20 protein-coding genes are annotated in these 20,489 nt (G+C 67.0%); 16 read left to right on the forward strand and 4 right to left on the reverse strand.

The window, feature by feature from the left end:
- Nucleotides 1-24 precede the first annotated feature (24 nt).
- Both ACQ1W9_RS02855 and ACQ1W9_RS02860 read left to right on the forward strand, forming a co-directional pair.
- Entirely contained in the window at nucleotides 25-1,326 is a 1,302-nt protein-coding gene (locus ACQ1W9_RS02855; RefSeq protein WP_431025232.1) for an ATP-grasp domain-containing protein, read from the forward strand.
- Nucleotides 1,327-1,336: 10 nt separating this feature from the next.
- Nucleotides 1,337-3,370: a CocE/NonD family hydrolase gene (locus ACQ1W9_RS02860; RefSeq protein ID WP_431025233.1), complete on the forward strand. Its 2,034-nt coding sequence runs from the start codon at nucleotides 1,337-1,339 to the stop codon at nucleotides 3,368-3,370.
- Nucleotides 3,371-3,437: 67 nt separating this feature from the next.
- Here the strand turns inward: ACQ1W9_RS02860 and ACQ1W9_RS02865 are convergent, their stop codons facing one another.
- Nucleotides 3,438-4,052, reverse strand: a complete 615-nt coding sequence (locus ACQ1W9_RS02865) for a flavin reductase family protein (protein WP_431025234.1) — start codon at nucleotides 4,050-4,052, stop codon at nucleotides 3,438-3,440.
- Between the two features lie 79 nt (nucleotides 4,053-4,131).
- On the opposite strand from ACQ1W9_RS02865, the gene ACQ1W9_RS02870 reads away from it, so the two are divergent.
- Nucleotides 4,132-4,650 (forward strand): retropepsin-like aspartic protease family protein, encoded by a 519-nt coding sequence (locus ACQ1W9_RS02870; RefSeq protein WP_431025235.1) that lies wholly within the window; start codon nucleotides 4,132-4,134, stop codon nucleotides 4,648-4,650.
- Nucleotides 4,651-4,653: 3 nt separating this feature from the next.
- Here ACQ1W9_RS02870 and ACQ1W9_RS02875 read toward each other — a convergent pair whose 3' ends face one another.
- Nucleotides 4,654-4,932 (reverse strand): CDGSH iron-sulfur domain-containing protein, encoded by a 279-nt coding sequence (locus ACQ1W9_RS02875; protein WP_431025236.1) that lies wholly within the window; start codon nucleotides 4,930-4,932, stop codon nucleotides 4,654-4,656.
- A 239-nt stretch (nucleotides 4,933-5,171) separates the two neighbouring features.
- On the opposite strand from ACQ1W9_RS02875, the gene ACQ1W9_RS02880 reads away from it, so the two are divergent.
- From ACQ1W9_RS02880 to ACQ1W9_RS02905, 6 genes are all read left to right on the forward strand, one after another.
- Nucleotides 5,172-6,707, forward strand: a complete 1,536-nt coding sequence (locus ACQ1W9_RS02880) for an ABC transporter substrate-binding protein (RefSeq protein ID WP_431025237.1) — start codon at nucleotides 5,172-5,174, stop codon at nucleotides 6,705-6,707.
- A complete protein-coding gene (locus ACQ1W9_RS02885) occupies nucleotides 6,695-7,675 on the forward strand; it encodes an ABC transporter permease (RefSeq protein ID WP_431025238.1) in 981 nt (326 codons plus the stop codon). The genes ACQ1W9_RS02880 and ACQ1W9_RS02885 overlap by 13 nt, the downstream gene beginning before the upstream one ends.
- A complete protein-coding gene (locus tag ACQ1W9_RS02890) occupies nucleotides 7,672-8,499 on the forward strand; it encodes an ABC transporter permease (RefSeq protein WP_431025239.1) in 828 nt (275 codons plus the stop codon). The genes ACQ1W9_RS02885 and ACQ1W9_RS02890 overlap by 4 nt, the downstream gene beginning before the upstream one ends.
- Complete coding sequence (locus tag ACQ1W9_RS02895) at nucleotides 8,496-9,935, forward strand: ABC transporter ATP-binding protein (protein WP_431025240.1); 1,440 nt, start codon at nucleotides 8,496-8,498, stop codon at nucleotides 9,933-9,935. The genes ACQ1W9_RS02890 and ACQ1W9_RS02895 overlap by 4 nt, the downstream gene beginning before the upstream one ends.
- Before the next feature lie 121 nt (nucleotides 9,936-10,056).
- Nucleotides 10,057-10,446, forward strand: a complete 390-nt coding sequence (locus tag ACQ1W9_RS02900; RefSeq protein ID WP_431025241.1) for a hypothetical protein — start codon at nucleotides 10,057-10,059, stop codon at nucleotides 10,444-10,446.
- Complete coding sequence (locus tag ACQ1W9_RS02905; protein WP_431025242.1) at nucleotides 10,446-11,666, forward strand: HPr-rel-A system PqqD family peptide chaperone; 1,221 nt, start codon at nucleotides 10,446-10,448, stop codon at nucleotides 11,664-11,666. The genes ACQ1W9_RS02900 and ACQ1W9_RS02905 overlap by 1 nt, the downstream gene beginning before the upstream one ends.
- Here ACQ1W9_RS02905 and ACQ1W9_RS02910 read toward each other — a convergent pair.
- The gene (locus ACQ1W9_RS02910; RefSeq protein WP_431025243.1) at nucleotides 11,663-12,844 is read right to left on the reverse strand and encodes a glycosyltransferase; all 1,182 of its coding nucleotides are present in this window, start codon (nucleotides 12,842-12,844) and stop codon (nucleotides 11,663-11,665) included. The genes ACQ1W9_RS02905 and ACQ1W9_RS02910 overlap by 4 nt on opposite strands.
- 142 nt (nucleotides 12,845-12,986) lie before the next feature.
- Between ACQ1W9_RS02910 and ACQ1W9_RS02915 the strand changes: the two genes are divergently transcribed.
- From ACQ1W9_RS02915 to ACQ1W9_RS02945, 7 genes are all read left to right on the forward strand, one after another.
- Nucleotides 12,987-13,406 carry an STAS/SEC14 domain-containing protein gene (locus tag ACQ1W9_RS02915; protein WP_431025244.1) on the forward strand — a complete coding sequence of 140 codons (420 nt, stop codon included), beginning with the start codon at nucleotides 12,987-12,989 and terminating at the stop codon, nucleotides 13,404-13,406.
- Nucleotides 13,407-13,640: 234 nt separating this feature from the next.
- Nucleotides 13,641-14,399, forward strand: coding sequence for a M48 family metalloprotease (locus ACQ1W9_RS02920; protein WP_431025245.1), 759 nt, complete (start codon nucleotides 13,641-13,643; stop codon nucleotides 14,397-14,399).
- A 400-nt stretch (nucleotides 14,400-14,799) separates the two neighbouring features.
- The gene (locus ACQ1W9_RS02925; protein ID WP_431025246.1) at nucleotides 14,800-15,387 is read left to right on the forward strand and encodes a hypothetical protein; all 588 of its coding nucleotides are present in this window, start codon (nucleotides 14,800-14,802) and stop codon (nucleotides 15,385-15,387) included.
- A gap of 511 nt (nucleotides 15,388-15,898) precedes the next feature.
- The gene (locus tag ACQ1W9_RS02930) at nucleotides 15,899-16,537 is read left to right on the forward strand and encodes a hypothetical protein (RefSeq protein ID WP_431025247.1); all 639 of its coding nucleotides are present in this window, start codon (nucleotides 15,899-15,901) and stop codon (nucleotides 16,535-16,537) included.
- A 125-nt stretch (nucleotides 16,538-16,662) separates the two neighbouring features.
- The gene (locus ACQ1W9_RS02935; protein WP_431025248.1) at nucleotides 16,663-18,234 is read left to right on the forward strand and encodes a transposase; all 1,572 of its coding nucleotides are present in this window, start codon (nucleotides 16,663-16,665) and stop codon (nucleotides 18,232-18,234) included.
- Nucleotides 18,235-18,697: 463 nt separating this feature from the next.
- Complete coding sequence (locus ACQ1W9_RS02940; RefSeq protein ID WP_431025249.1) at nucleotides 18,698-18,967, forward strand: hypothetical protein; 270 nt, start codon at nucleotides 18,698-18,700, stop codon at nucleotides 18,965-18,967.
- A gap of 121 nt (nucleotides 18,968-19,088) precedes the next feature.
- The gene (locus tag ACQ1W9_RS02945) at nucleotides 19,089-19,598 is read left to right on the forward strand and encodes a GNAT family N-acetyltransferase (RefSeq protein WP_431025250.1); all 510 of its coding nucleotides are present in this window, start codon (nucleotides 19,089-19,091) and stop codon (nucleotides 19,596-19,598) included.
- 22 nt (nucleotides 19,599-19,620) lie between these two features.
- Here ACQ1W9_RS02945 and ACQ1W9_RS02950 read toward each other — a convergent pair whose 3' ends face one another.
- Nucleotides 19,621-20,421, reverse strand: a complete 801-nt coding sequence (locus ACQ1W9_RS02950) for an inositol monophosphatase family protein (protein WP_431025251.1) — start codon at nucleotides 20,419-20,421, stop codon at nucleotides 19,621-19,623.
- Between the last annotated feature and the right edge of the window lie 68 nt (nucleotides 20,422-20,489).

The raw sequence follows: 20,489 nt of genomic DNA on the forward strand, positions 1-20,489 counted from the left end.
TACCGCGGTGGGGAGGGGCGCATCATGGGCGGTCGTCATATCTTCGTGGTGGGGCTGAACGAGGCCAACCACGAGCGCCTGCGGCGATTGCGCGGCGCCGAGCACTGGCAGTTCCACGGCATCATCGAGCCGGCGGCGGTCTACGACACCGAGGAGTTCGATATCGCCGCCATGCTGGCCGAGGCGACCGCCGAGCTGGAGGCCTTCGGGGAACCCATCGCCGCCGTCGTCGGCTACATGGACTTCCCGGTCTCCACCATGCTGCCGATCCTCTGCGAGCGCTTCGGCACCCGCACCACCAGCCTGGAGAGCCTGCTCAAGTGTGAGCACAAGTACTGGAGCCGGCGGGTCCAGCGCGAGGTGATCCCCGAGCATATTCCGGCCTTCACCGCCTTCGATCCCTTCGACGAGCGGGCCCTGGAGGTGATCGGCGCGGCGGGGCTCTACTTTCCCTTCTTCGTCAAGCCGATCAAGTCGTCGGGCTCCAAGCTGGGCTTTCGCATCGCTACCCCGGAGGACTTCCAGGCCGCCATCGAGCGCCTGCGCGCCGAGATCGGCCTGATCGCCGACCCCTTCAATACCGTGCTGGAACACGCCCGCCTGCCGCCCGAGGTGGCCGAGGTGGACGGCGGCTACTGCATCGCCGAGGAGATCATCGGCGGCTGGCAGTGCACCCTGGAAGGCTACGTCTTCCAGGGCGAGCCGGTGGTCTACGGGGTGGTTGACTCGATTCGCTACCCCGGGGTGCTTAGCTTCTACCATTATCTCTACCCCTCGCAGCTGCCGCAGGCCGTTCAGGACGAGATGATCGGCCTGGCGGAGCGGGTGATGGCGCATATCGGCTACGACAACGCGGCCTTCAATGTCGAGTTCTTCTGGGACGAGGTGCAGGGGCGCATCTGGTTGCTGGAGATCAACACGCGGATCTCCCAGTCCCACTGCGATCTCTTCGAGAAGGTGGATGGGGTCAGCCACCAGCAGGTCACCGTCGACCTGGCGCTCGGGCAGCGCCCCGATATGCCGAGCCGCCAGGGCGACTATGCGCTGGCCGGCAAGTTCTTCTTCCGGGTGTTCTTTCGTGATGCGCTGGTCACCCGGGTGCCCCACGCCGAGGAGATTGCCGCCCTGGAAGCCGACTATCCCGGTGCAGTGATCGACGTCCAGGTGGTCGCGGGCCAGCGCCTCTCGACCCTGCCCGAGCAGGACAGCTACAGCTATGCACTGGCCCATGTCTGGCTGGGGGCGGCCGACTACGCCGGCCTGCTAGGCGACTACGAGGCCCTGGCGGCGCGGCTGGCCTTCGAGTTCACCGAGATCGAGGGCTGAGGAGGGCGCCATGCGTATCGTCACCGACTTCCCGCGGCGGGTCATGGAGGAGGAAACCTGGATCCCGCTGCCCGACGGTACCCGCCTGGGGGCGCGGATCTGGCGGCCGGTGGATGCCGAGCGCCACCCGGTGCCGGCGCTCCTCGAGTACCTGCCTTACCGCAAGCGCGACCTGACCGCCACCCGCGACGTCCAGGTGCACCCCTACTGGGCCGGCCACGGCTACGCCGGGGTGCGCGTCGATATCCGAGGCACCGGCGAGTCCGACGGCGTGCTCACCGACGAGTACCTGCCCCAGGAGCTCGACGACGGCCTGGTGATCCTCGAGTGGCTGGCCGCCCAGCCCTGGTGCACCGGCGACGTCGGCATGGTGGGGATCTCCTGGGGCGGCTTCAATGGCCTGCAGATCGCCGCCCTGCGGCCGCCCCAGCTCAAGGCGGTGATCACCCTGTGCTTCACCGATGATCGCTACGCCGACGACATCCACCATATGGGCGGCTGCCTGCTGGGCGACAACCTCTCCTGGGCCTCGACCATGTTCGACGGAAACGCCTGCCCCCCCGACCCCGAACTGGTGGGGGAGCGCTGGCGCGAGATGTGGCTGGAGCGCCTCGACGGCAGCGGCCTGTGGCTGGCCCAGTGGCTGGCCCACCAGCGCCGCGACGCCTACTGGAAGCACGGCTCGGTGTGCGAGGACTACTCGCGCATCCAGTGCCCGGTCTACGCCATCAGCGGCTGGGCCGACGGCTACTGCAATGCGGTGTTCCGGCTGCTGGAGGGGCTCGAGGTGCCGCGCAAGGGGCTGGTGGGCCCCTGGGCCCACAAGTACCCGCACCTGGGGGTACCGGGGCCGGCCATCGGCTTCCTGCAGGAGGCGCTGCGCTGGTGGGACCAGTGGCTCAAGGGCGAGGAGACCGGGATCATGAACGAGCCCATGTTACGCCTGTGGATGCAGGAGTCGGTACCTCCCTCGGCCCGCTACGAGGAACGCCCGGGACGCTGGATCGCCGAGCCCGACTGGCCTTCCCCGAATATCCAGCCCTGGGCCCTGCGGCTGACCCGGGGCCACGGCCTGCTGCCGGAGGCGGCGGCGGACGACGACGATCCCGAGGCGACCCTGGATATCCGCTCGCCGCTCTCGGTGGGGCTCTACGCCGGCAAGTGGTGTTCCTACAATGCGCCGCCGGATCTGCCCCACGACCAGCGCGACGAGGACGGTGGCTCGCTGATCTTCCAGACCGCGCGTCTCGAGGCGCCCCTGGAGATCTGCGGCGCCCCGCTGGTCGAACTCACCCTGGCCGCCGACCAGCCGGTGGCCATGGTGGCACTGCGCCTCTCCGACATCGGCGAGGACGACAAGGCCACCCGGGTCTCCTACGGGCTGCTCAACCTTACCCACCGCGACAGCGACGAGCATCCCGAGCCCCTGGCGCCGGGGCAGCGTTATCGGGTGCGCATCCCCCTCAAGCATATCGCCCAGCAGTTTCCCGCCGGCCACGCCATCCGCCTGGCGCTCTCCACCAGCTACTGGCCGCTGGCCTGGCCGGCGCCGCGGCCGGCACGCCTGACGGTGTGGCCCGCCGAGAGCCGCCTGCTGCTGCCGCGGCGCGAGCCGCGGCCCCAGGATGACGCCACACTCCGCGCCTTCGCCGAGCCCGAGGGGGCGCCCCCCCTGGCCAAGACGCTGCTGCAGCCGACCCAGGAGACCTGGCGGGTGATCCGCGACCTGGCCAACGACGAGACGCGGCTGGAGGTGATCCACGACGAGGGGCGCTACCGCATCGACGATATCGACCTGGAGATCGCCGCCCGGGTCACCGAGCGCTACGACTATTCCTACGGCAACTACGACAGCCTCAGCGGCTGGACCGAGTGGCAGCGCAGCTTCAAGCGCGGCGACTGGGAGGTGCACACCCTGACCCGCACCCTGCTGACCAGCGACCCGGAGACCTTCCGCATCCGCGCCACCCTGGACGCCTGGGAGGGCGACACCCGCATCTACGCACGGACCTGGGACGAGACGATCCCTCGGGATCTCGTCTAGCGGCGCCTAGCTAGGCCGTTCCAGGGCGAAGCGGTCGCTGCAGCGCACCCGTGGGGGAGGGCGGAGCCTAGCCGGGCCGCTCCAGGGCGAAGCGATCCGTGCAGCGTACGAAGTCGGAGCCGGCCAGGCGGCCGATGGGCCGCAGCACCTCCAGGTGCACGTGGCGGCCATCCCAGACCGCCGCATCGGCGTGGATCACCACCACCTCGGCGAGTACCAGGTTGCCGGACAGCGGGCGGTCGCCGAAGCGGATCACCTCGCGCACCCGGCAGCCGAAAGCCATCCTGGCCTCGGCGATGCGCGGCACCTGCAGGTCACCGAGTGCTGCCTTGGTCAGCCCCGCATGGGCGAACTCGTCCTCGCCGTAGTGCAGGGGCGCGCTGGTGGCGTTGAGGGCCTCGGCCAGGGATTCGCCGCCGATATGGATCACGCACTCGGCCCCGGCCTCCAGGTTGCGGGTGGTGTCCTTGGGTTCGCCCTGGCCGTTGAGCAGCGGCGAGAAGGCCAGCACCGGCGGATCGACGCTGGCCACATTGAAGAAGGAGAAGGGCGCCAGGTTGGCCTGGCCCTGGGCATTGATGCTGGAAACCCAGGCGATGGGGCGTGGCGCGACGGCGCCGGAGAAGAGCCGGTAGAGGGTGCCGGCGGAGAGCTGCTCGACGTGCAGTGGTAACGAATTCATGGGATTCTCGCGGTCAGGGAGCCAGTGACTATCCCAGCATGGGGCAGGGCGCGCGTCCAGGACGGACAAGGAGAGGCGAATGCATGACGACAGGGCTGCCCGGCGCTTCGGCCTGGGCATGATGCTGCTGTTCTGGGTGCTGCTGATCGGCAGCGGTACCTGGTGGTTCCAGAACCACCTGGAGGAGCGCCGTAACCCCAATGCGCACCTGGTGCGGGTCAGCGACAGCGGCGAGCCGGTGCGCCTCAAGCGCAATGCCGGCGGCCACTTCGTGGCCACCGGGCGCATCAATGGCGAGCCGGTGGAGTTCATGATCGACACCGGGGCCAGCTATGTGGCGGTCTCCGAGGCGTTGGCCGACCAGTTGGGCCTGGAGGTCGGCGCCAGCGCCTGGTTCCAGACCGCCACCGGGCGCAGCCGGGGCCACCTCACCACCCTCGACGAGGTGGCCCTGGGCGGGCTCAGCGCCCAGCAGGTGCGCGGGGCCATCAACCCCGGCATGAGCCCCGACCTGGCCCTGCTGGGCATGAGCTTCCTCAATCACTTCGATATCCAGATCCGCGGCGAGGAGATGATCCTCAGCCTGCCGCCGCGCTGAGCCTCAGGCGCGCCCCGGCCCCTCCTTGCCCACCTGCTCCTGGCCGAACTTCTTGTGGGTGCCATCGCAGAAGGGCGCATTGCCGGTATGCTTGCAGCGACACAGGAAGGCGGTGCCATCCTCCTCGGCCACGAAGCGCTGCGGCGTGAAGCCGGTGCCCCTGTGGGAGCCGTCGCAGAAGGGCTGGTTTCGGGAGCGGCCGCAGACGCAAAAGTCGTATGCCTTGCCCTTTTCCAGTGCCACCTTCCTGGGCGTGTTGTCGGCAATCACGGGCTGACTCATGGGGCCCCCGGCGCAGATGGGTAGAACGATAAGAAGGACGGTACGATCAGTGTGGAAGTGAGGAGGCCGTGGTGCCAGTCGGTCCCCGCCCATGCCCTCGAATAGCGACCCCCTGATGTGGCTGAGCGGCATGTTGCCCGTGTGGTAATCGAGAACTGTTCTCGCGACCTTTCGTTATGTTATAAGGTAGCTTTTTGGCGGCATGTCCTGCCGTACCCCCTGCCAAGGAGCCCTGTCTCATGCCTTCCTCACGACGCCTGCTCGCCGGCCTGACCCTGGCCACCAGCCTGATCTCCCCGCCGCTGCTGGCCGATGCTCGGCCCCTGGCGGTGGTCGCCCCCTGGGAGGTCACCGGCAGCGATCCCTCTACCTCCGGCTATATCTTCGGCCGCATGGGCATCGCCGAGACCCTGGTGGAGGTGGACGCCGAGGGGCGCCCGGCCCCGGGTCTGGCCAGCGACTGGAGCGTCGACGAGGAGGGCCTGAGCTGGCGCTTCGGCCTGCGCGATGAGGTGGTCTTCCATGACGGCACGCCGCTGACCGCCGAGGCGGTGGCCGCCAGCCTGCGTTATGCCCAGGCCAAGCCGGGCATGCTGAGTTCGGCGCCGATCGCCGCCATCGAGGCCGACGGTGATGCCGTGGTGATCACCCTGGAGGCGCCCTTCGCGCCGCTGCCGGCGCTGCTTACCCACTCCACCACCCAGATCCTGGCCCCGGCCGCCTACGCGGAAGACGGCCGGGTGGAGGCGATGATCGCCACCGGGCCCTATCGTCTCACCGAACTGTCGCCGCCCCAGCGCCTCACCGCCGAGCGCTTCGCCGACTACTGGGGCGCGGCGCCGGCCATCGAGGCGGTCAGCTACCTGGCGGTGGGGCGCGGCGAGACCCGCGCGCTGATGGCCGAGAGCGGCGACGCCGATATCGTCTTCACCCTGGACCCCGCCAGCCGCGGCCGCCTGGCCCGCCAGGAGCGACTGGCGCTGCATGTCGAGCCGCTGCCGCGCACCATCGTGATCAAGGTCAATGCCGGCCACCCCTTCCTGGCCGACGAGACGGCCCGCCGGGCCCTGAGCCAGGCCATCGACCGTCGCGGCATCGCCGCCGGCCTGCTGCGCGCCCCCGAGGCCGCGGCCCCCGAACTCTTCCCGGCGAGCCTCGGGCCCTGGCACCTGGGGCTGGATGGCGAGGCCGGCGACCCGGCAGCGGCCCAGGGGCGGCTCGATGCCCTGGGCTGGCAGGCCAATGGCCAGGGCGTCCGCGAGCGCGATGGCGAGCCCTTGCGGCTGACCCTCACCACCTTCGCGGATCGTCCCGAGCTGCCGCTGGTGGCCACCGCCCTGCAGGACCAGTGGCGCGAGCTGGGCATCGACCTGGAGGTGGCGGTGGGCAACGCCAGCGGCATTCCCTCCGGGCATCGGGACGGCAGCCTGGAGCTGGGCCTGGCGGCCCGCAACTACGGCCTGGTGCCCGATCCCCTGGGCACCCTGTTGGATGATTTCGGTGGCGACGCCCAGGCCCCGGGCGGCGACTGGGGCGCCATGAACTGGTCGGACGCCGAGGTGACGGCCTGGCTCGATACCCTGCGCCATGACGCCGACCCGGCGACCCGGGCCGAACTGGCCGGCCGGGTCGCCGAGCGCCTGAATCAGGCCATGCCGGTGATTCCGGTGGCCTGGTACCAGCAGACCGCCGCGGTCAATGCCGAACTGCAGGGCTTCTCCATCGACCCGCTGGAACGCAGCTACCGCCTGGAGGAACTGACGTGGACGCCGTGACCTCCCGACGCTTCCCGGCCCTGAGCGGTGGCCTGGGCGGGGTGCTGCTGCCGCGCCTGTTCCAGGCCGGCCTGGTGGCCTGGCTGGTGGGCACCCTGACTTTCGTGCTGACCCGCACCCTGCCCGGCGACATGGCCTATCGCATCGCCGCCGGCCGCTACGGACACGACATGGTCAACAGCGCCGCCGCCGAGGCGGTGCGTGCCGAGCTGGCCCTCGACCAGCCGGCGCTGCTGGCCTACCTGAACTGGCTGGGGGACCTGCTGCGCCTCGACCTGGGGAATTCCCTGGTCAGCGGCGAGCCGGTGCTCCACGAGCTGAGTCACCAGCTCGGCCACTCCCTGGGGCTGGCGATGGTGGCGGTGCTGCTGTCGCTGCTGCTGGGCCCGCCCCTGGGCCTGGCGGCGGGGCTGCGTCCCGGTGGCGTCCTGGACCGCGCCAGCGAGGGACTGGCCAGCCTGCTGCGGGCGCTGCCGCCCTTCGCCCTGGGGCTGCTGCTGATCCTGCTCTTCTCGGTGAGCCTGGGCTGGCTGCCCGCCGCCGGCCATGGCCGCATCGCCCACTTCGTGCTGCCGGCGCTGACCCTGGCCCTGGCGCTGGCCGCGGTCTCCAGCCGGGTGGCCCGCAATGCCATGGTCGAGGTCTCCGGCTCCGCCTACTACGCCTTCTCGCGCACCAAGGGGCTGGGCGAGCGCCTCAGCTTCCTGCGCCATGGCCTGCGCAACGCCGCGGTGCCCATCGTCGCCTACCTGGGCGTGCAGTTCGTCACCCTGATCGAGGGCGTGGTGGTGGTGGAGACCCTGTTCGCCTGGCCCGGCATCGGCCACTCCCTGGTGCACGCCATCGTGGCCCGGGACGTGCCGATGATCCAGGGCACCGCCCTGGTGATGGGCCTGATGTTCGTGGCCCTCAATACCGGGGTGGACCTGCTCTGCCACGGGCTCGATCCCAGGAGGCGCCAGTCATGAGCGCGACGACTCCGTTCACCGCGGGTCGCGTCGGGCGGCGCCGTCTCGCCACCCGCCAGCGCCTGGGCCTCGGCCTGCTGGGGCTGCTGCTGGCCATCGCCTGGCTGACGCCCTGGCTGCATGACGCCGACCCGGCCCGCCAGCAGCTGACCTGCATCCTCGAGATGCCCGCCCTGGCCACGCCCCTGGGCACCGACCACCTGGGCCGCGATCTGCTGGCGCGCACCGCCGCCGCCCTGCGCCTGTCGTTGGGCATGGCGCTGCTCAGCGTGGTCAGCGCCGCCGTGCCGGGCATCCTGCTGGGGGTGATCGCCGGCTGGCGGGGCGGCTGGGTCGACCGGGTGCTGGGTAGCCTGGCCGATGCCTGCCTGGCGCTGCCGGGGCTCTTGCTGGTGTTGCTGCTGGTGGCCATCGCCCCCGGCAGCTTCTGGGCCCTCTATGTGGGCATCGCCCTGGTGCTGTGGATCGAGTACTTCCGGGTGGTGCGCGCCCGCACCCGGGTGCTGGTGGCCTCGCCGCAACTGGAGGCCAGCCGCCTGCTGGGCTTCGGGCCCGGTTACCTGTTCCGCCGCCACCTGTGGCCGGAGCTGGCCCCCCAGGTGTTGACCCTGGCCGCCTTCGGCGCCGCCAGCGCCATCCTGGCCATGGCCGCCCTGGGCTTCGTCAGCGTCGGCCTGCGTCCGCCCACCGCCGAGCTGGGGCTGATGATGACCGAGCTGTTGCCCTACTACCACGAGGCGCCCTGGGCCATGGCCCAGCCGATCCTGGTGCTCTGCCTGCTGGTACTGAGCCTCAACCTGCTGGCTGGGAGGGATCCCCGATGAGTGACCGTCTACTGCAAGCCACTAACCTGAGCATCCACGGCGATGGCGTCAGCATCGCCCCCGTCGATTTCACCCTGGCTCGTGGTGGCCGCCTCACCCTGCTGGGCGAGACCGGCTCCGGCAAGAGCCTGATCGCCCAGGCCATTATGGGCACCCTGCCCAAAGGGCTAAGCGCCCAGGGCGATCTCACCATCGAAGGCCGGGGCTACGCCGCCGCCGATAGGGCCTCGCGACGCGCCCTCTGGGGGCGGCGCCTGGCACTGCTGCCCCAGGAGCCCTGGCACGCCCTGGACCCCACCATGGCCTCCGGCGCCCAGGTGGCGGAGAGTCACCGCTTCCTGGGTGGCCTGGGGCGTCGCCGGGCCCGCGAGGCAGCCCTCGGCGACCTGGCCGGGCTGGGCCTGGAGGGCGCCGATCGCCGGTTGCCCGGCGAGCTCTCCGGGGGCATGGCCCAGCGGGTCGCCTTCGCCGCGGCCAGCGCCGGCGGTGCCCCCCTGGTGATCGCCGACGAGCCCACCAAGGGCCTCGACGCGCCGCGCCGCGACGCCGTGGTGCGGCTGCTGGCCGCCACCCCGGAGCACGGCGGGGCCCTGCTGACCATTACCCACGATATCGAGGTGGCCCGGCGCCTGGGCGGCGAGGTGATCCTCCTGCGCCGGGGCCGGGTGGTGGAGCGTGGCCCCGCCGAGCAGCTGCTGAGCGCGCCGCGCAGCGACTACGCCCGGCGCCTGCTGGACGCCGAACCGGCCCGTTGGCCGGCCCCCCCGCCGCCCAACACGAGCGGCGAGCCCATCGTCGAAGCCAGCGGCCTGGCCAAGCGGCGCGGTGGCCGCGAGCTGTTCCGCGACCTGGAGCTGAGCCTCAAGCCCGGCGAGATCGTCGGCGTGGTGGGGCCCTCCGGTTGCGGCAAGAGCACCCTGGGCGACCTGCTGCTGGGCCTGACCACGCTGGATGCGGGCGAGGTCAAGCGCGCCCCGGACCATCGCCTGGCCTTCCAGAAGCTCTACCAGGACCCACCGGCGGCCTTCTCGCCCCACTGGACCCTGGCCCGGCTGCTGGAGGACCTGGTGCGCCGCCATCGCCTGGACCGCGCCGCCATCGCCCCGCTGATGACGCGGTTGGGGCTGGATGAGGCCCTGCTCGAGCGTCGTCCCGGCGAGATCTCCGGTGGCGAGCTGCAGCGCTTCGCCATCCTGCGGGTCTTGCTGATGGAGCCGCGTTTCCTGTTCGCCGATGAGCCCACCTCGCGCCTCGACCCCATCACCCAGCGCGATACCCTCGCCCTGCTGGTGCAGCTGGCCCGGGAGCGCCACTGCGCGGTGATGCTGGTCAGTCACGACCCGGCGCTGATCGCGCGGGTCTGCGACCGGCGCCTGGTGCTGGGGGGCGAGGAGGCAGCGCTCGCGCTCGAGAGCCTCGACGCCCAGGCGGTCTAGTCGGGCTGTCGCCGGGAGGCAACAGCGCGAGGAACAAATCGACAACGCCGGCGAACGGCTGGAGGAGTCGGGCGGGCCAGGGCTAACCTGAACAATGTTCGATAACCTTGGAGGACGCCTTATGACGGCCCCAGACTCCACCACGTCCGGCGATGAGGCCAAGCGCCGGCGGCGCCGCAAGCTGCTGGCCACCCTGGGCCTGGGACTCGCCGGCGCCTATGTGGCGCCGACCCTGTTCAGCCTCGGCCAGGCCCAGGCCTGGGACGGGCATGGCTACCGCCGCTCGCGGCCCAGCCGCAGCCGGCCCAGCTACTCGCGGCCCAGTCGTAGCCGGCCCAGCCGCTATCACGGTCATCGCCGCCATAACGATCACCGACGCTACCAGGATCGCCGCTACTGGGGGCGTGACGAGCGCTATGATCGCCATGTCTATCGGCGGGTCGACGACTATCGCGATGACCCGGTGCGGCTGGTGGAGGACCTGATCTTCGGCCCGCCCGGACGCTGGTAATGGCGGCCCAGGACCTCTCCCTGCCCGGCCTGGGGCGCTGCCTGCGCCTGGTGAACGCCCCCGAGGTGGCCCGGGCCCTGGCCATGGCCCTGCCGGGCTGGTCCCTCACCACTCGCCCGGCCCGGGGCAGTGCCCCGGCGATTCGCCTCTATCGCTGCGGCGACGGCTATCGCCAGTACGCCCCGGCGTTGCCGGAGGGGCTCGACCTGCCCACGCCCACGGCGGCGGTCTGTAGCCTGATCGCCGATCTCGCCGGCGAGGCCCTGGCCGCCGACCGCAACCAGGACCAAGATCAGGACCTGCTCGGCCTGCACTGCGCCAGCGTGGAGATCGATGGGCGGCTGGTGCTCTTTCCCGAGGCCCACCGGGCCGGCAAGAGCACCCTGAGCGTGGCCTTCGCCGCCGCGGGCTTTCGCCTCTTCGGCGACGACGTCCTGGGCCTGACGCCCGCCGGCGAGGGCGTGTCCCTGGGCATCGCCCCGCGGTTGCGCCTGCCGCTGCCCGAGATCCTCCCCCCCGAGCTGGTCGACTATATCCAGCGCCGGGCCGGTCCCGAGGACGCCCGCTATCGCTACGTGATCCCCGAGGCCGAGCGGCGCGCGGCCCATGGCGAGACCCGCCCACTAGGCGCCATCGTCCTGCTGGAGCGGGACGCCGGACTCACCGCCCCCGAGGTGATTCGGCTCTCCCCGGGGGAGGGGCTGGCCCAGCTACTGACCCAGAATTTCGCCTACGAGCTTTCCCACGAGGCCCTGGTGCCCCGACTGCTGCCGCTGATGGAGCGACTGCCCTGCCTGCTGTTGCGCTACTCCGAGCCGCTGGCGGCGGTCTATGAGCTGGCCGGCGTGCTCCGGACCCCCGAGGCGGGCGAGACCGCTTCGATGGCCGAAGCGGCGCGAATGACGCCATGCCAGGGCGTCGATCTCCAGGGGGGCGGGTGTTGGCGCCCCTCGCCCCACGCCTGCGCCCATCCGCTGGGCGACGAGCTCTTCCTGATTCACCGCCCCAGCGGCGCCATTCATCGCCTCAACGCCAGCGGCCACGCCGTCTGGGCCCTGCTGGCCGAGGAGGCGCTCTCCCTCGACGAACTCGCCGACTGCCTGGCCGAGCATCTCTCCCAGCCCCGCGCGACCGTGGTGCGCGACCTTCGCGCCCTGCTGGGTGGCCTCCTCGAGGCCGGCCTGGTGGTACCCGCCGAGGCCCTCGCCGCCGCTTCCTAGCGAAGGCTCGTTTCGGTACTCGCCGAGCCGCCGGCATAGCGGCGATAGAAGGCCGCCAGTTCGGCGGCCTTGACGTCCTCGTGCCAGCGCCGCGCCTGGGCCCGGCCGCGACGCGACAGCTCGGTGGCCAGGCTCGGGTCGGCCAGCAGGCGGTTGACCTTGGCGGCGAAGTCGTCGGCATCCTCCTCGGCGATCAGGCACCCCTGCCCCTCCTCCAGCACCTCCCGGGTGCCCATCACCGCCGTGGAGACCACCGGCGTGCCCAGGGCCAGGGCCTCCAGCAGCACCAGCCCCTGGGTCTCGGTGCGCGAGGCGAAGACGAAGGCATCGGCGGCGCGGTAGGCGGCCTGCAATGGGCCGTCACGATCCAGGTAGCCGAGGAAGTGCACTGCATCGGCCACGCCCAGTGCCTCGGCCCGGCGGGCCAGCGCCTCCCGGGCCGGGCCCTCGCCGGTAATCACCAGATGCGTCTCGGGATGCGCGGCCAGCACCCGGGGTAGCAGCTCAATCAGGAAGCCGATGTTCTTCTCATGGGCGGTGCGGCCGACGAAGAGCAGCAGGCGCGCCTGCCGCGGCAGGCCATAGCGGGCGCGAAAGTCCCCCGGCAGCCTGGCGCGGGCGAAGGCCTCCAGGGCCAGGCCGGTGGGAATCACCGCCAGGGGCGTGGTGACGCCATAGCGCATGAGGACCTCGGCCATGGCCCGGGAGGGGGCCACCAGGGCGCGCAACTGCTGGCACTGGCGCACCGAGAGGCGCCGGGCGACGAAGCGTAGCCAGGGCCGCGGCAACCAGCGCACATAGTGGTGCAGGTACTCCTCGAAGAGGGTGTGGTAGCTGGCCACCACCGGGATGCCCAGGCGCCGACCCAGGGCCAGGCCGGCGTAGTGGGCCACGAAGGGCGTATGCACATGGATCAGGTCGAAGGACTCTTCGGCGAGCGTCTCGGTCAGGGCCAGCACCCGGCGGTAGCGCATCAGGCGATCCTCCGGGTCGCCGGGGACCCCGCGGGAGGCGATGCGCCGGATCCCCGGCTCGTCCACCTGGCCCACCGGGTAGTCCGGGCAGATCAGGGTCACCTCGTGGCCCTGGCGCTCCAGGGCGCCGCGGAAGCTGGCGATGGAGGTGGAGACGCCGTTGACGCGGGGAAAGTAGACGTCCGAGAGCATCAGCAGCTTCATGGCGGGCCTGCGTGGCGGGAGGGGCAGGCGTTATCCTCGCCCCGCGCCATGACGCGGCGGTGACAGGCTACGAGCCAGCCGGGACACGCTATGCTGAAAGCGATCGAGGCGTGTGGCCTCTCGCCATCCAAGGAGACTATCGATGTTGGAATTCATTTCCCATCCGGCGGAGCATGTCGTGGCCCTCAAGATCGGCGGCGTCGTCACCGCCTCGGAGCTGCAGCAGGCCATCGACGCCATCGAGGCCGCCAAGCGCAACCACCCCAGGATCAGCATGCTGGCCGAGCTCGATGATATGCGCTGGATGACCCTGACCGCCCTGCTCAAGGATATCGGCTATGGCCTGACCCAGCTCGGCGACCTGAAGCGCTACCACCGCGCCGCCGTGATCACCGACAAGGAGTGGATCAAGCATATCGCCCACCTGGAAGACCGCCTCTTCAAGGCCATGGAGATTCGCACCTTCCCCAGCCGCGATTACGCCGCCGCCATGGCATGGGTCGGCGAGCTGCCCAAGGGCGCCCACGAGGACCCCGAGGAAGACGGCTATCACGGCGCCTGATGGTCAGATCCTTAATCAAAGATAAGTTAAATTAAATATAAGTTAAATTAGAGTATTGCGCTCGCTGCCCGCCTACAGCACTCTATGGCCCGTTCGGCGCGCCTGCTCCAAAGATGGGTCCTATCCCCGATGCATCATTCTCGACATGGCAGGCCGTGCCGGAGACGGTATCGCCGTCGCCAGCCGTGCTGGCTGGCAGGGAGATATAGACGATCATCAACAAGGACGATGGCCATGCGCTTACGCGCCACTCTTACCGCCGCTGCCCTGTGCAGCACTACCCTTCTCGCCGGTTGTGAAACCCTTTCGACCGATGCCATGCTGCAGGCCGGCATGACCTCCATGCAGGTCGCCACCCTGAGTGACGAGGAAGTCAGGAGCATGTCGGATCAGGCCTGTGCCCAGATGGACGCCGAGGCTCAAATCGCCAGCCCCGACTCGGTCTACGGCCAGCGCCTGGCAACCATTGCCAGCAACCTCGGCGACCAGATCGATGGTGTCCCGGTCGACTACCAGGTCTACCTGATCGATGAGCCCAATGCCTGGGCCATGGCCAATGGCTGCGTGCGCGTCTATAGCGGCCTGATGGACATGATGACCGACAATGAGGTCGAAGGTGTCCTGGGCCATGAGCTGGGCCACGTGGCGCTGGGGCATAGTAAGACGACCATGCAGACGGCCTATGCCGCCTCGGCCGCACGCGGCGCCCTGGCGTCTTCCAGTAACGCCACGGTTGCCTCGCTCTCCGACTCTCAGTTGGGTGATCTCGGCGAGAAGTTCATCAGCGCCCAGTTCTCCCAGAGCCAGGAAACTGCCGCAGACAACTTCTCCTTCGACTTGCTGGGGGAACGAGGCGTCTCCCGCGAGGGCCTTGTCACCGCATTCGAGAAGCTGGCCAGTCTCGATGGTGGCGAGGGGTCCATTCTCTCTTCCCACCCGGGATCGAGTGACCGCGCCGAGAACATGCGCGACCGCCTCAACGCCGAGCGCTAAGCGCTCTCCGGCGAGGCATCCCCTGCCTCGCCGGTATTTTTCTCCCTGCCCAACATTCGATGCCCGTGCTGGATAACACCGGCTGATATCGGGGCGATAGCAACCCAACGCCGGTTGAGCTAGGGTGAGGATTATTGCTAGGCACAGGGTGGTAGGATCAATGGCGGATAACGACCTAAAGCGGCCATGCTGGCAAAGGCAGCAAGCACGTCCATTGAGGATATTTAGCATGCGCGATGATCGGTGCTATATAGATGATTCATGCCTAATATTTTTTCAGTGGCTTAGGAGCTCTGCGTGCGCGCGAAATAACATTTTTGAACGTGCGTGCCCGTTCAAATCAATAAATGAGCACGCTGTCTAATACCTGTTAGGCCTTGCAGTTGGCGAGGGTGGTTGTATGAGTAACGAACCTGAGGACGAGCGGACTACAGCAGATCTCCTCGTCGTACTTGATGAAGATTATAGGCGCTGCTATGAGCAAATATTATTGCGACTGGATGAGGGGGAGCGAAACGAAGACGGCACCGTCTACGCTGACCATGAGTTTGATGCTAGACAGCTAATTCGGACGGCGTTTGCGTACATTGAAGGCGCCACATTCGTCCTAAAAATTGAGGCGTCATTCAGGGCAGAGGAAAGAGGGTTTGATCTTACGCCGCAACAGCAACACTTCATATTCGAGGCAGACTTTGATATAAACGATAAGGGAGAGGTTGTTGAGAGGGCCGCCAAGATATCGCTAACGAAGAATATCAGGTTTGCGTTTGCAGTATTTTCTCAGGCAAGTGGCATAAAAAACACCTTGGATGTGAGTCTAGATTGGTGGGGAAAACTCCAGGGGGCAATAAAGGTCAGAGACCGCCTTACGCACCCTAGATTCCCTGCCGATCTAGATGTATCTCCTCAAGAAGTAATAGCAACCATTGCAGCAAAGGTCGGCTTCGATGAGGCTTTGCATGCGCTAATTGAGGCTGGCAAGGCCTAACCCTTCGCTGCAGGCGCGACGGCCATGACGGACCGTGCCCTGAGCTCAAACGTTAGGAATTACGATGAACTTGACCGCATTTCGGAGAGAGAGAAACATTCGTCGAGTCTTGCGCTCACTTGCAGGACATCGTGTCGTTATCATTCTGAAGCCAGGAAATATTTGGGTGGTCGAGAACGCACCGACAGATCTCCCTGACTATCAAGAGGCCTTATCTACATGCCTGATTCGAGGCTGGATTGAGGTTCTGCATGAGGCTGTGGCACAAGGGAGCCTGAGCGCCGATGGAATGCCTGATGTAACGGCCCCATTTAAGAGTAGCGGCACGATTTACCGCGTTACTGACTCGGGTTGGTCAGTTATCAATCGGACTCACACTTGGGTCATGGCAACGTTTGCGGTCGCTCTCTTGGCGCTTGTGGCTTCGGTGTTGCAGCTATGGAGCAAATAAAGGATGTTCAAGCCGTTGTATTGCTGCGCGGCCTAACTAGCTTCAGACAATGGCATCGTTATGCGTCGAGATTACTACGTATATTTTCATCGGGATGACACCGGAAACATCTTCTACGTTGGGAAAGGCACGGAGCGTCGCGCCTGGTCAACGAGCCGCCATCCCGTTTGGCACAAGTACGTAAATGAGCGCCTCGGCGGTCAGTACAACGTCGAGATTTATAGGGATGGGTTGAGCGAGGTTGAAGCTGAGACTATCGAAAGTGAACTTATTGCAGAGTACGGAGAGCGACTAGTTAATTGGATCAATCCTGGGCGGCAGTTTGATTATCAAGCTCTCGAAGAGTATCACCAGCTCCGCGACGCCAATAGGAGTTTTGTCGAAGAAACGAAGACACTTGAAGCAACTGATCCTGCGGCAGCCATCGAGAGATATCGTGCCGCTTTGATCAAAATGCGCGATTACGAGTCTATGACGCTGGAGCACGGGTTGGTTGCTGACCTTGGCGTGGGACCCGACTGGGGAGATCCTAATATTCTCAACCGACTCACTATCTGCTTACAGAAGCTGGGCCGCTACTCAGAGATGATTGAAGAGGCAGATAAATACTTCTCCGAGTTCCCCTCAGCAAGAGGGATGACAGTCGGGAAGCAGATCGTTAAGCGGGTTGATAAGGTTCGCAGCAAGGTGGAAAGGTGATGCCTAACAAGCGCATCAACTCGGAAGCGGGCTTCGCCCGCGCCGGTTATGCGCGGCGTTGAGGCTGTAGCAAAACCCCGTCCACGCCCGGTAGGATGAGGAAAAGGCCACGGAGAGCCGCCGGTATGCCCAGGTTCAAGCCCTACGACTACGATCAGCACGCCATGGTCGCCATCAACTACCTGGAACAGCTGCAGCCAGGTACGTTTGAGCATGCGGTGCACTACCTGATCGAGCACAAGCTGGACCTATCGGTATTCCACCCCAGGTACCGCAACGACACCACCGGTCGTTGTGCCTACGATCCGGCGATCCTGCTCAAGATCATCCTGTTCGCCTATTCCAAGGGCATCACCTCCAGCCGGGAAATCCAGTGGTGTTGCGAGACCAATATCCTGTTCAAGGCGCTGTCCTGCGATACCGTGCCGCATTTCACCACGCTCGCCCGATTCGTCAGCGGTCACGCGGATGAGATCGAAGCCCTGTTCGAGCAGGTCCTGTTGGTCTGCCACGAGCAGGGCCTGCTGGGCAACGAACTCTTTGCCATCGACGGTTGCAAGATGTCGTCCAATGCGGCCAAGGAGTGGTCTGGCACCTTCAAGGAACTCGGTGAAAAGCGTGACAAGCTGCGTCGCCTGATTCGCCACCATCTGGAGGAGCATTTTCAGCGCGACAAGGCGGAGACCGAGGCAGAGATGGAACGAGATATCCGCCATGCCAAGATGATCCTCTCCCTCGACAGAGCCATGACCAAGGTAGACCGGTTCCTGAATACGCAGCGTCCCCGGCAGGGGAAGGGCAAGCGCAGCCAGGAGGTGAAGAGCAACCTCACCGACAACGAAAGTGCCAAGATGACGACCGGGAAAGGCACGATTCAGGGCTATAACGGGGTAGCGACGGTCGACAAGAAACACCAGATCATCATCGATGCCCAGGCCTTTGGCGAAGGCCAGGAGCACCATACGCTCAAGCCGGTGCTGGAGAGCATCGTGCAGCGCTACCGACGACTGGGCATCAGTCCGAATATCTATCAGGACGGCACCGTGGTGACGGCCGATACTGGCTTCGCCAACGAAGCCAACATACGCTACCTGCACGAACAGCAGATCAATGGCTACATTCCCGACAACCAGTTCCGGCGTCGCGACCCCAAGTTCAACGCCCAGAAAGCCAAATACGGCAAGCGTCATCAGGACAGCCCGTCCTCGACTCGGAAGTCGATCATTCCGGCCAGCGAGTTCCAGTTCGATCCCATCAACTTGACCTGCCAGTGTCCGGCAGGGCATCAGATCAGTTATCGGGGCACCCGAGAAGACAATCGTGGGACGCTCCGGGCGTATTTCGAGGGCCGGTTGCTGCAGTGTCGGCACTGCGCGAAGAAGCACCAGTGCATGCATAACCCCAGCGCGGCAGATCATCGCCACGGAGCGGGGCGACAGGTCTGCTTTGCTCTGGCACATCGACGAGCACCGTCCTACACCGATTGGATGAAGCAGCGCGTCGATAGCGCCGAAGGCAAGGCAATCTACAGTCACCGCATGTCGGTGGTAGAACCCGTATTCGGCAATATCGGCACCAACAAAGGCTTGAACCGCTTCAGTTTGAGAGGCAAGCGGAAGGTGCAGGGCCAATGGCAGCTGTACTGCCTGGTACATAATATTGAGAAGCTGGCGAATTACGGCAGGTTGGCAGCGTGATGAGGCGGAGGAAGGTGTCTGTCAGGGCGCTACCGATAGAGGGGATGATAGAGATCATCATCGGCATCAGTGGCGTGATTCATGAATGATGGGACGGACGCTATGCCGGAAGAATTGAATCAATAGGAAGGGTGTAGGATGGCCGGAAATGGGTTTTTCTACAGCCTCGTTATATGGGCGTATTCTGAGCGTTCGCTTTTGGCCGAAAGCAGTCCTTCCCACTCCCCGGGTTCCATATAAGCCGAGGTAATTATGACTCGTCTTCCTCCATCACACCTCACTCGATCCACTGGCACCAGGTCTCGTTAAAGCGTTGGCCAAGGCACAGGGTATGCCATTCGCGAGTGGACGAGAGCGGCCTGGGGCTGGTGGGGGCCTTTATCGGCCCCCTGGCGCCCCGGGCCGTTGGGTCGCCATCCACTAGGCTTATGGTAATGGGGTTAGAGGCTTCCGGGAGGCGGATATGGACGAAGACCTGAGCGGGATGACGCGCGAGCAACTGCTGGATGAGGTCAAGAAACTGCGTCAGGCGATCCGTGAGCACCGGGACTGCAGCGGTCATGATCTCTGCTGGCATCATCCGGCGCTCTGGGGCCTGCTGCCGGAGAAGACGGATCGGCTGCCGGTGGTGCCGGAATGGCCGGAATTCCTGCGGGGCTGCATCCGGTATCGCCAGTCCCTGGACGAGCAGGTGCCTGACGCTCCGCGCTCCGGCGAGCCCTATCGGGAGTGAGTGTCGGGAAGGGAGCCCGTTACACCCGAGGGGCGGGGGAAGAGGCTATCGTGCTGGGTGCCATCATGGAGGAGGTCATAGGTTCGATAGGGCAACAGGCAGAGACCCTCAGGAGGTCCCAGTGACGATCACCCTGCGCAGTGAGCAACCCGGCGATATCGAGGCCATCGATAGGTTGACCCGGGCGGCCTTCCTCGAGGCGCCGCATACCGACCATACCGAGCACCTGATCGTCGCGGCGCTGCGCGATGCCGGCGCCCTGACCCTCTCCCTGGTGGCCGAGGAGGATGGCCGCCTGGTGGGGCAGGTGGCGATCTCTCCGGTCACCCTGAGCGACGGTACCGGCCACTGGTATGGACTGGGACCGATCTCGTTGTGGCCCGAGCGCCAGGGGCAGGGCATCGGCGCGCACCTGATGCGCCGGGTGCTGGCCGAGCTCGAGGCACTGGGGGCTTCGGGCTGCGTGGTGCTGGGCGACCCTGGCTATTACGGGCGCTTCGGCTTCGCGCCGGTGGCGGGCCTGACCCTGCCCGGGGTGCCGCCCGCCTATTTCCAGGCGCTGGCCTTCGCCGGCCCCTTCCCCCGGGGCGAGGTGAGCTATCACCCGGGCTTCGCCGCCGGGACCGAATAGGACGCGAGCCCGGGCAAGGGGGCTAGCAGGCGCCCCGAATTGTCTCCCGCAGTTCGCCGTGGCGCTCCGGGTGGGCTACCAGCAGGCTATGCCACTCGGTGGGATCGGCCTCGCCGGCCAGGTCGCTGACCGCGCAGCCCGCCTCCCGGGCGATGACGATGCCGGCGGCGATATCCCACAGATCGAGCCTGGCGCCCTGGGAGAAGAAGCCGTCGACCCGGCCCAGGGCCACATAGGCGACCTCGAGGGCCGCCGAGCCGGGGACGCGGATGCCCGCCACCCGCGGCATCAGGGCGTTGAGCTGGGCCAGGCTGGTCGCGCAGTCGCCCTTGGCGTGGTAGGGCAGGCAGGTGGCCAGCAGCATCTCGGTCAGCGGCCGCGCCGGGGGCAAGGCGACGGGCCGCTCATTCAGGAAGGCGCCTCGGCCGCGCACCGCCCAGAGCATCTCGTCCAGCAGCGGCTGATAGACCACGCCGTGGGTCAGGGCGTCGCCCTCGCGCACGGCAATGGAGACCGAGAAGTGGGGCAGTCGGTGCAGGAAGTTATTGGTGCCATCCAGGGGGTCGATAATCACCGTGAGATCCCCGCCCTCGCCGGGGCTCGCCCCCGTCTCCTCGCCGAGGAAGCCCGCCTCGGGGTGGGCCTGGCGAATGGTCTCGATAATGGCCTGCTCGGCGGCCTTGTCGTAGTGGGTCACGAAGTCGGAGGGGCCCTTGTGCTCGAGTGCGATGGGGCCGGTGGCCTGGTAGCCCTCGCGCAGCAGCTCGCCGGCCGCTCGGGCGGCCTGCTTGAGGGTGTCGATCAGTTCCGGGGCGTAAGGCATGGCAAGGCTCCTGAGATGGACGAGGCCCCCAGCCTGGGGCAGGAAGGTGACGATGGCATGTCGAGGGG

The sequence above is a fragment of the Halomonas sp. H5 genome (genome assembly GCF_050613175.1).
Taxonomy (GTDB): domain Bacteria; phylum Pseudomonadota; class Gammaproteobacteria; order Pseudomonadales; family Halomonadaceae; genus Bisbaumannia; species Bisbaumannia salifodinae.

What these genes read in the sequence shown, in the direction of transcription:
- ACQ1W9_RS02855 (WP_431025232.1), top strand. Translation starts at nt 25, where the DNA reads ATGGGCGGTCGTCATATCTTCGTGGTGGGGCTGAACGAGGCCAACCAC.
- ACQ1W9_RS02860 (WP_431025233.1), top strand. Translation starts at nt 1,337, where the DNA reads ATGCGTATCGTCACCGACTTCCCGCGGCGGGTCATGGAGGAGGAAACC.
- ACQ1W9_RS02865 (WP_431025234.1), bottom strand. Translation starts at nt 4,052, where the DNA reads ATGAATTCGTTACCACTGCACGTCGAGCAGCTCTCCGCCGGCACCCTC.
- ACQ1W9_RS02870 (WP_431025235.1), top strand. Translation starts at nt 4,132, where the DNA reads ATGCATGACGACAGGGCTGCCCGGCGCTTCGGCCTGGGCATGATGCTG.
- ACQ1W9_RS02875 (WP_431025236.1), bottom strand. Translation starts at nt 4,932, where the DNA reads ATGAGTCAGCCCGTGATTGCCGACAACACGCCCAGGAAGGTGGCACTG.
- ACQ1W9_RS02880 (WP_431025237.1), top strand. Translation starts at nt 5,172, where the DNA reads ATGCCTTCCTCACGACGCCTGCTCGCCGGCCTGACCCTGGCCACCAGC.
- ACQ1W9_RS02890 (WP_431025239.1), top strand. Translation starts at nt 7,672, where the DNA reads ATGAGCGCGACGACTCCGTTCACCGCGGGTCGCGTCGGGCGGCGCCGT.
- ACQ1W9_RS02895 (WP_431025240.1), top strand. Translation starts at nt 8,496, where the DNA reads ATGAGTGACCGTCTACTGCAAGCCACTAACCTGAGCATCCACGGCGAT.
- ACQ1W9_RS02900 (WP_431025241.1), top strand. Translation starts at nt 10,057, where the DNA reads ATGACGGCCCCAGACTCCACCACGTCCGGCGATGAGGCCAAGCGCCGG.
- ACQ1W9_RS02905 (WP_431025242.1), top strand. Translation starts at nt 10,446, where the DNA reads ATGGCGGCCCAGGACCTCTCCCTGCCCGGCCTGGGGCGCTGCCTGCGC.
- ACQ1W9_RS02910 (WP_431025243.1), bottom strand. Translation starts at nt 12,844, where the DNA reads ATGAAGCTGCTGATGCTCTCGGACGTCTACTTTCCCCGCGTCAACGGC.
- ACQ1W9_RS02915 (WP_431025244.1), top strand. Translation starts at nt 12,987, where the DNA reads ATGTTGGAATTCATTTCCCATCCGGCGGAGCATGTCGTGGCCCTCAAG.
- ACQ1W9_RS02920 (WP_431025245.1), top strand. Translation starts at nt 13,641, where the DNA reads ATGCGCTTACGCGCCACTCTTACCGCCGCTGCCCTGTGCAGCACTACC.
- ACQ1W9_RS02925 (WP_431025246.1), top strand. Translation starts at nt 14,800, where the DNA reads ATGAGTAACGAACCTGAGGACGAGCGGACTACAGCAGATCTCCTCGTC.
- ACQ1W9_RS02930 (WP_431025247.1), top strand. Translation starts at nt 15,899, where the DNA reads ATGCGTCGAGATTACTACGTATATTTTCATCGGGATGACACCGGAAAC.
- ACQ1W9_RS02935 (WP_431025248.1), top strand. Translation starts at nt 16,663, where the DNA reads ATGCCCAGGTTCAAGCCCTACGACTACGATCAGCACGCCATGGTCGCC.
- ACQ1W9_RS02940 (WP_431025249.1), top strand. Translation starts at nt 18,698, where the DNA reads ATGGACGAAGACCTGAGCGGGATGACGCGCGAGCAACTGCTGGATGAG.
- ACQ1W9_RS02950 (WP_431025251.1), bottom strand. Translation starts at nt 20,421, where the DNA reads ATGCCTTACGCCCCGGAACTGATCGACACCCTCAAGCAGGCCGCCCGA.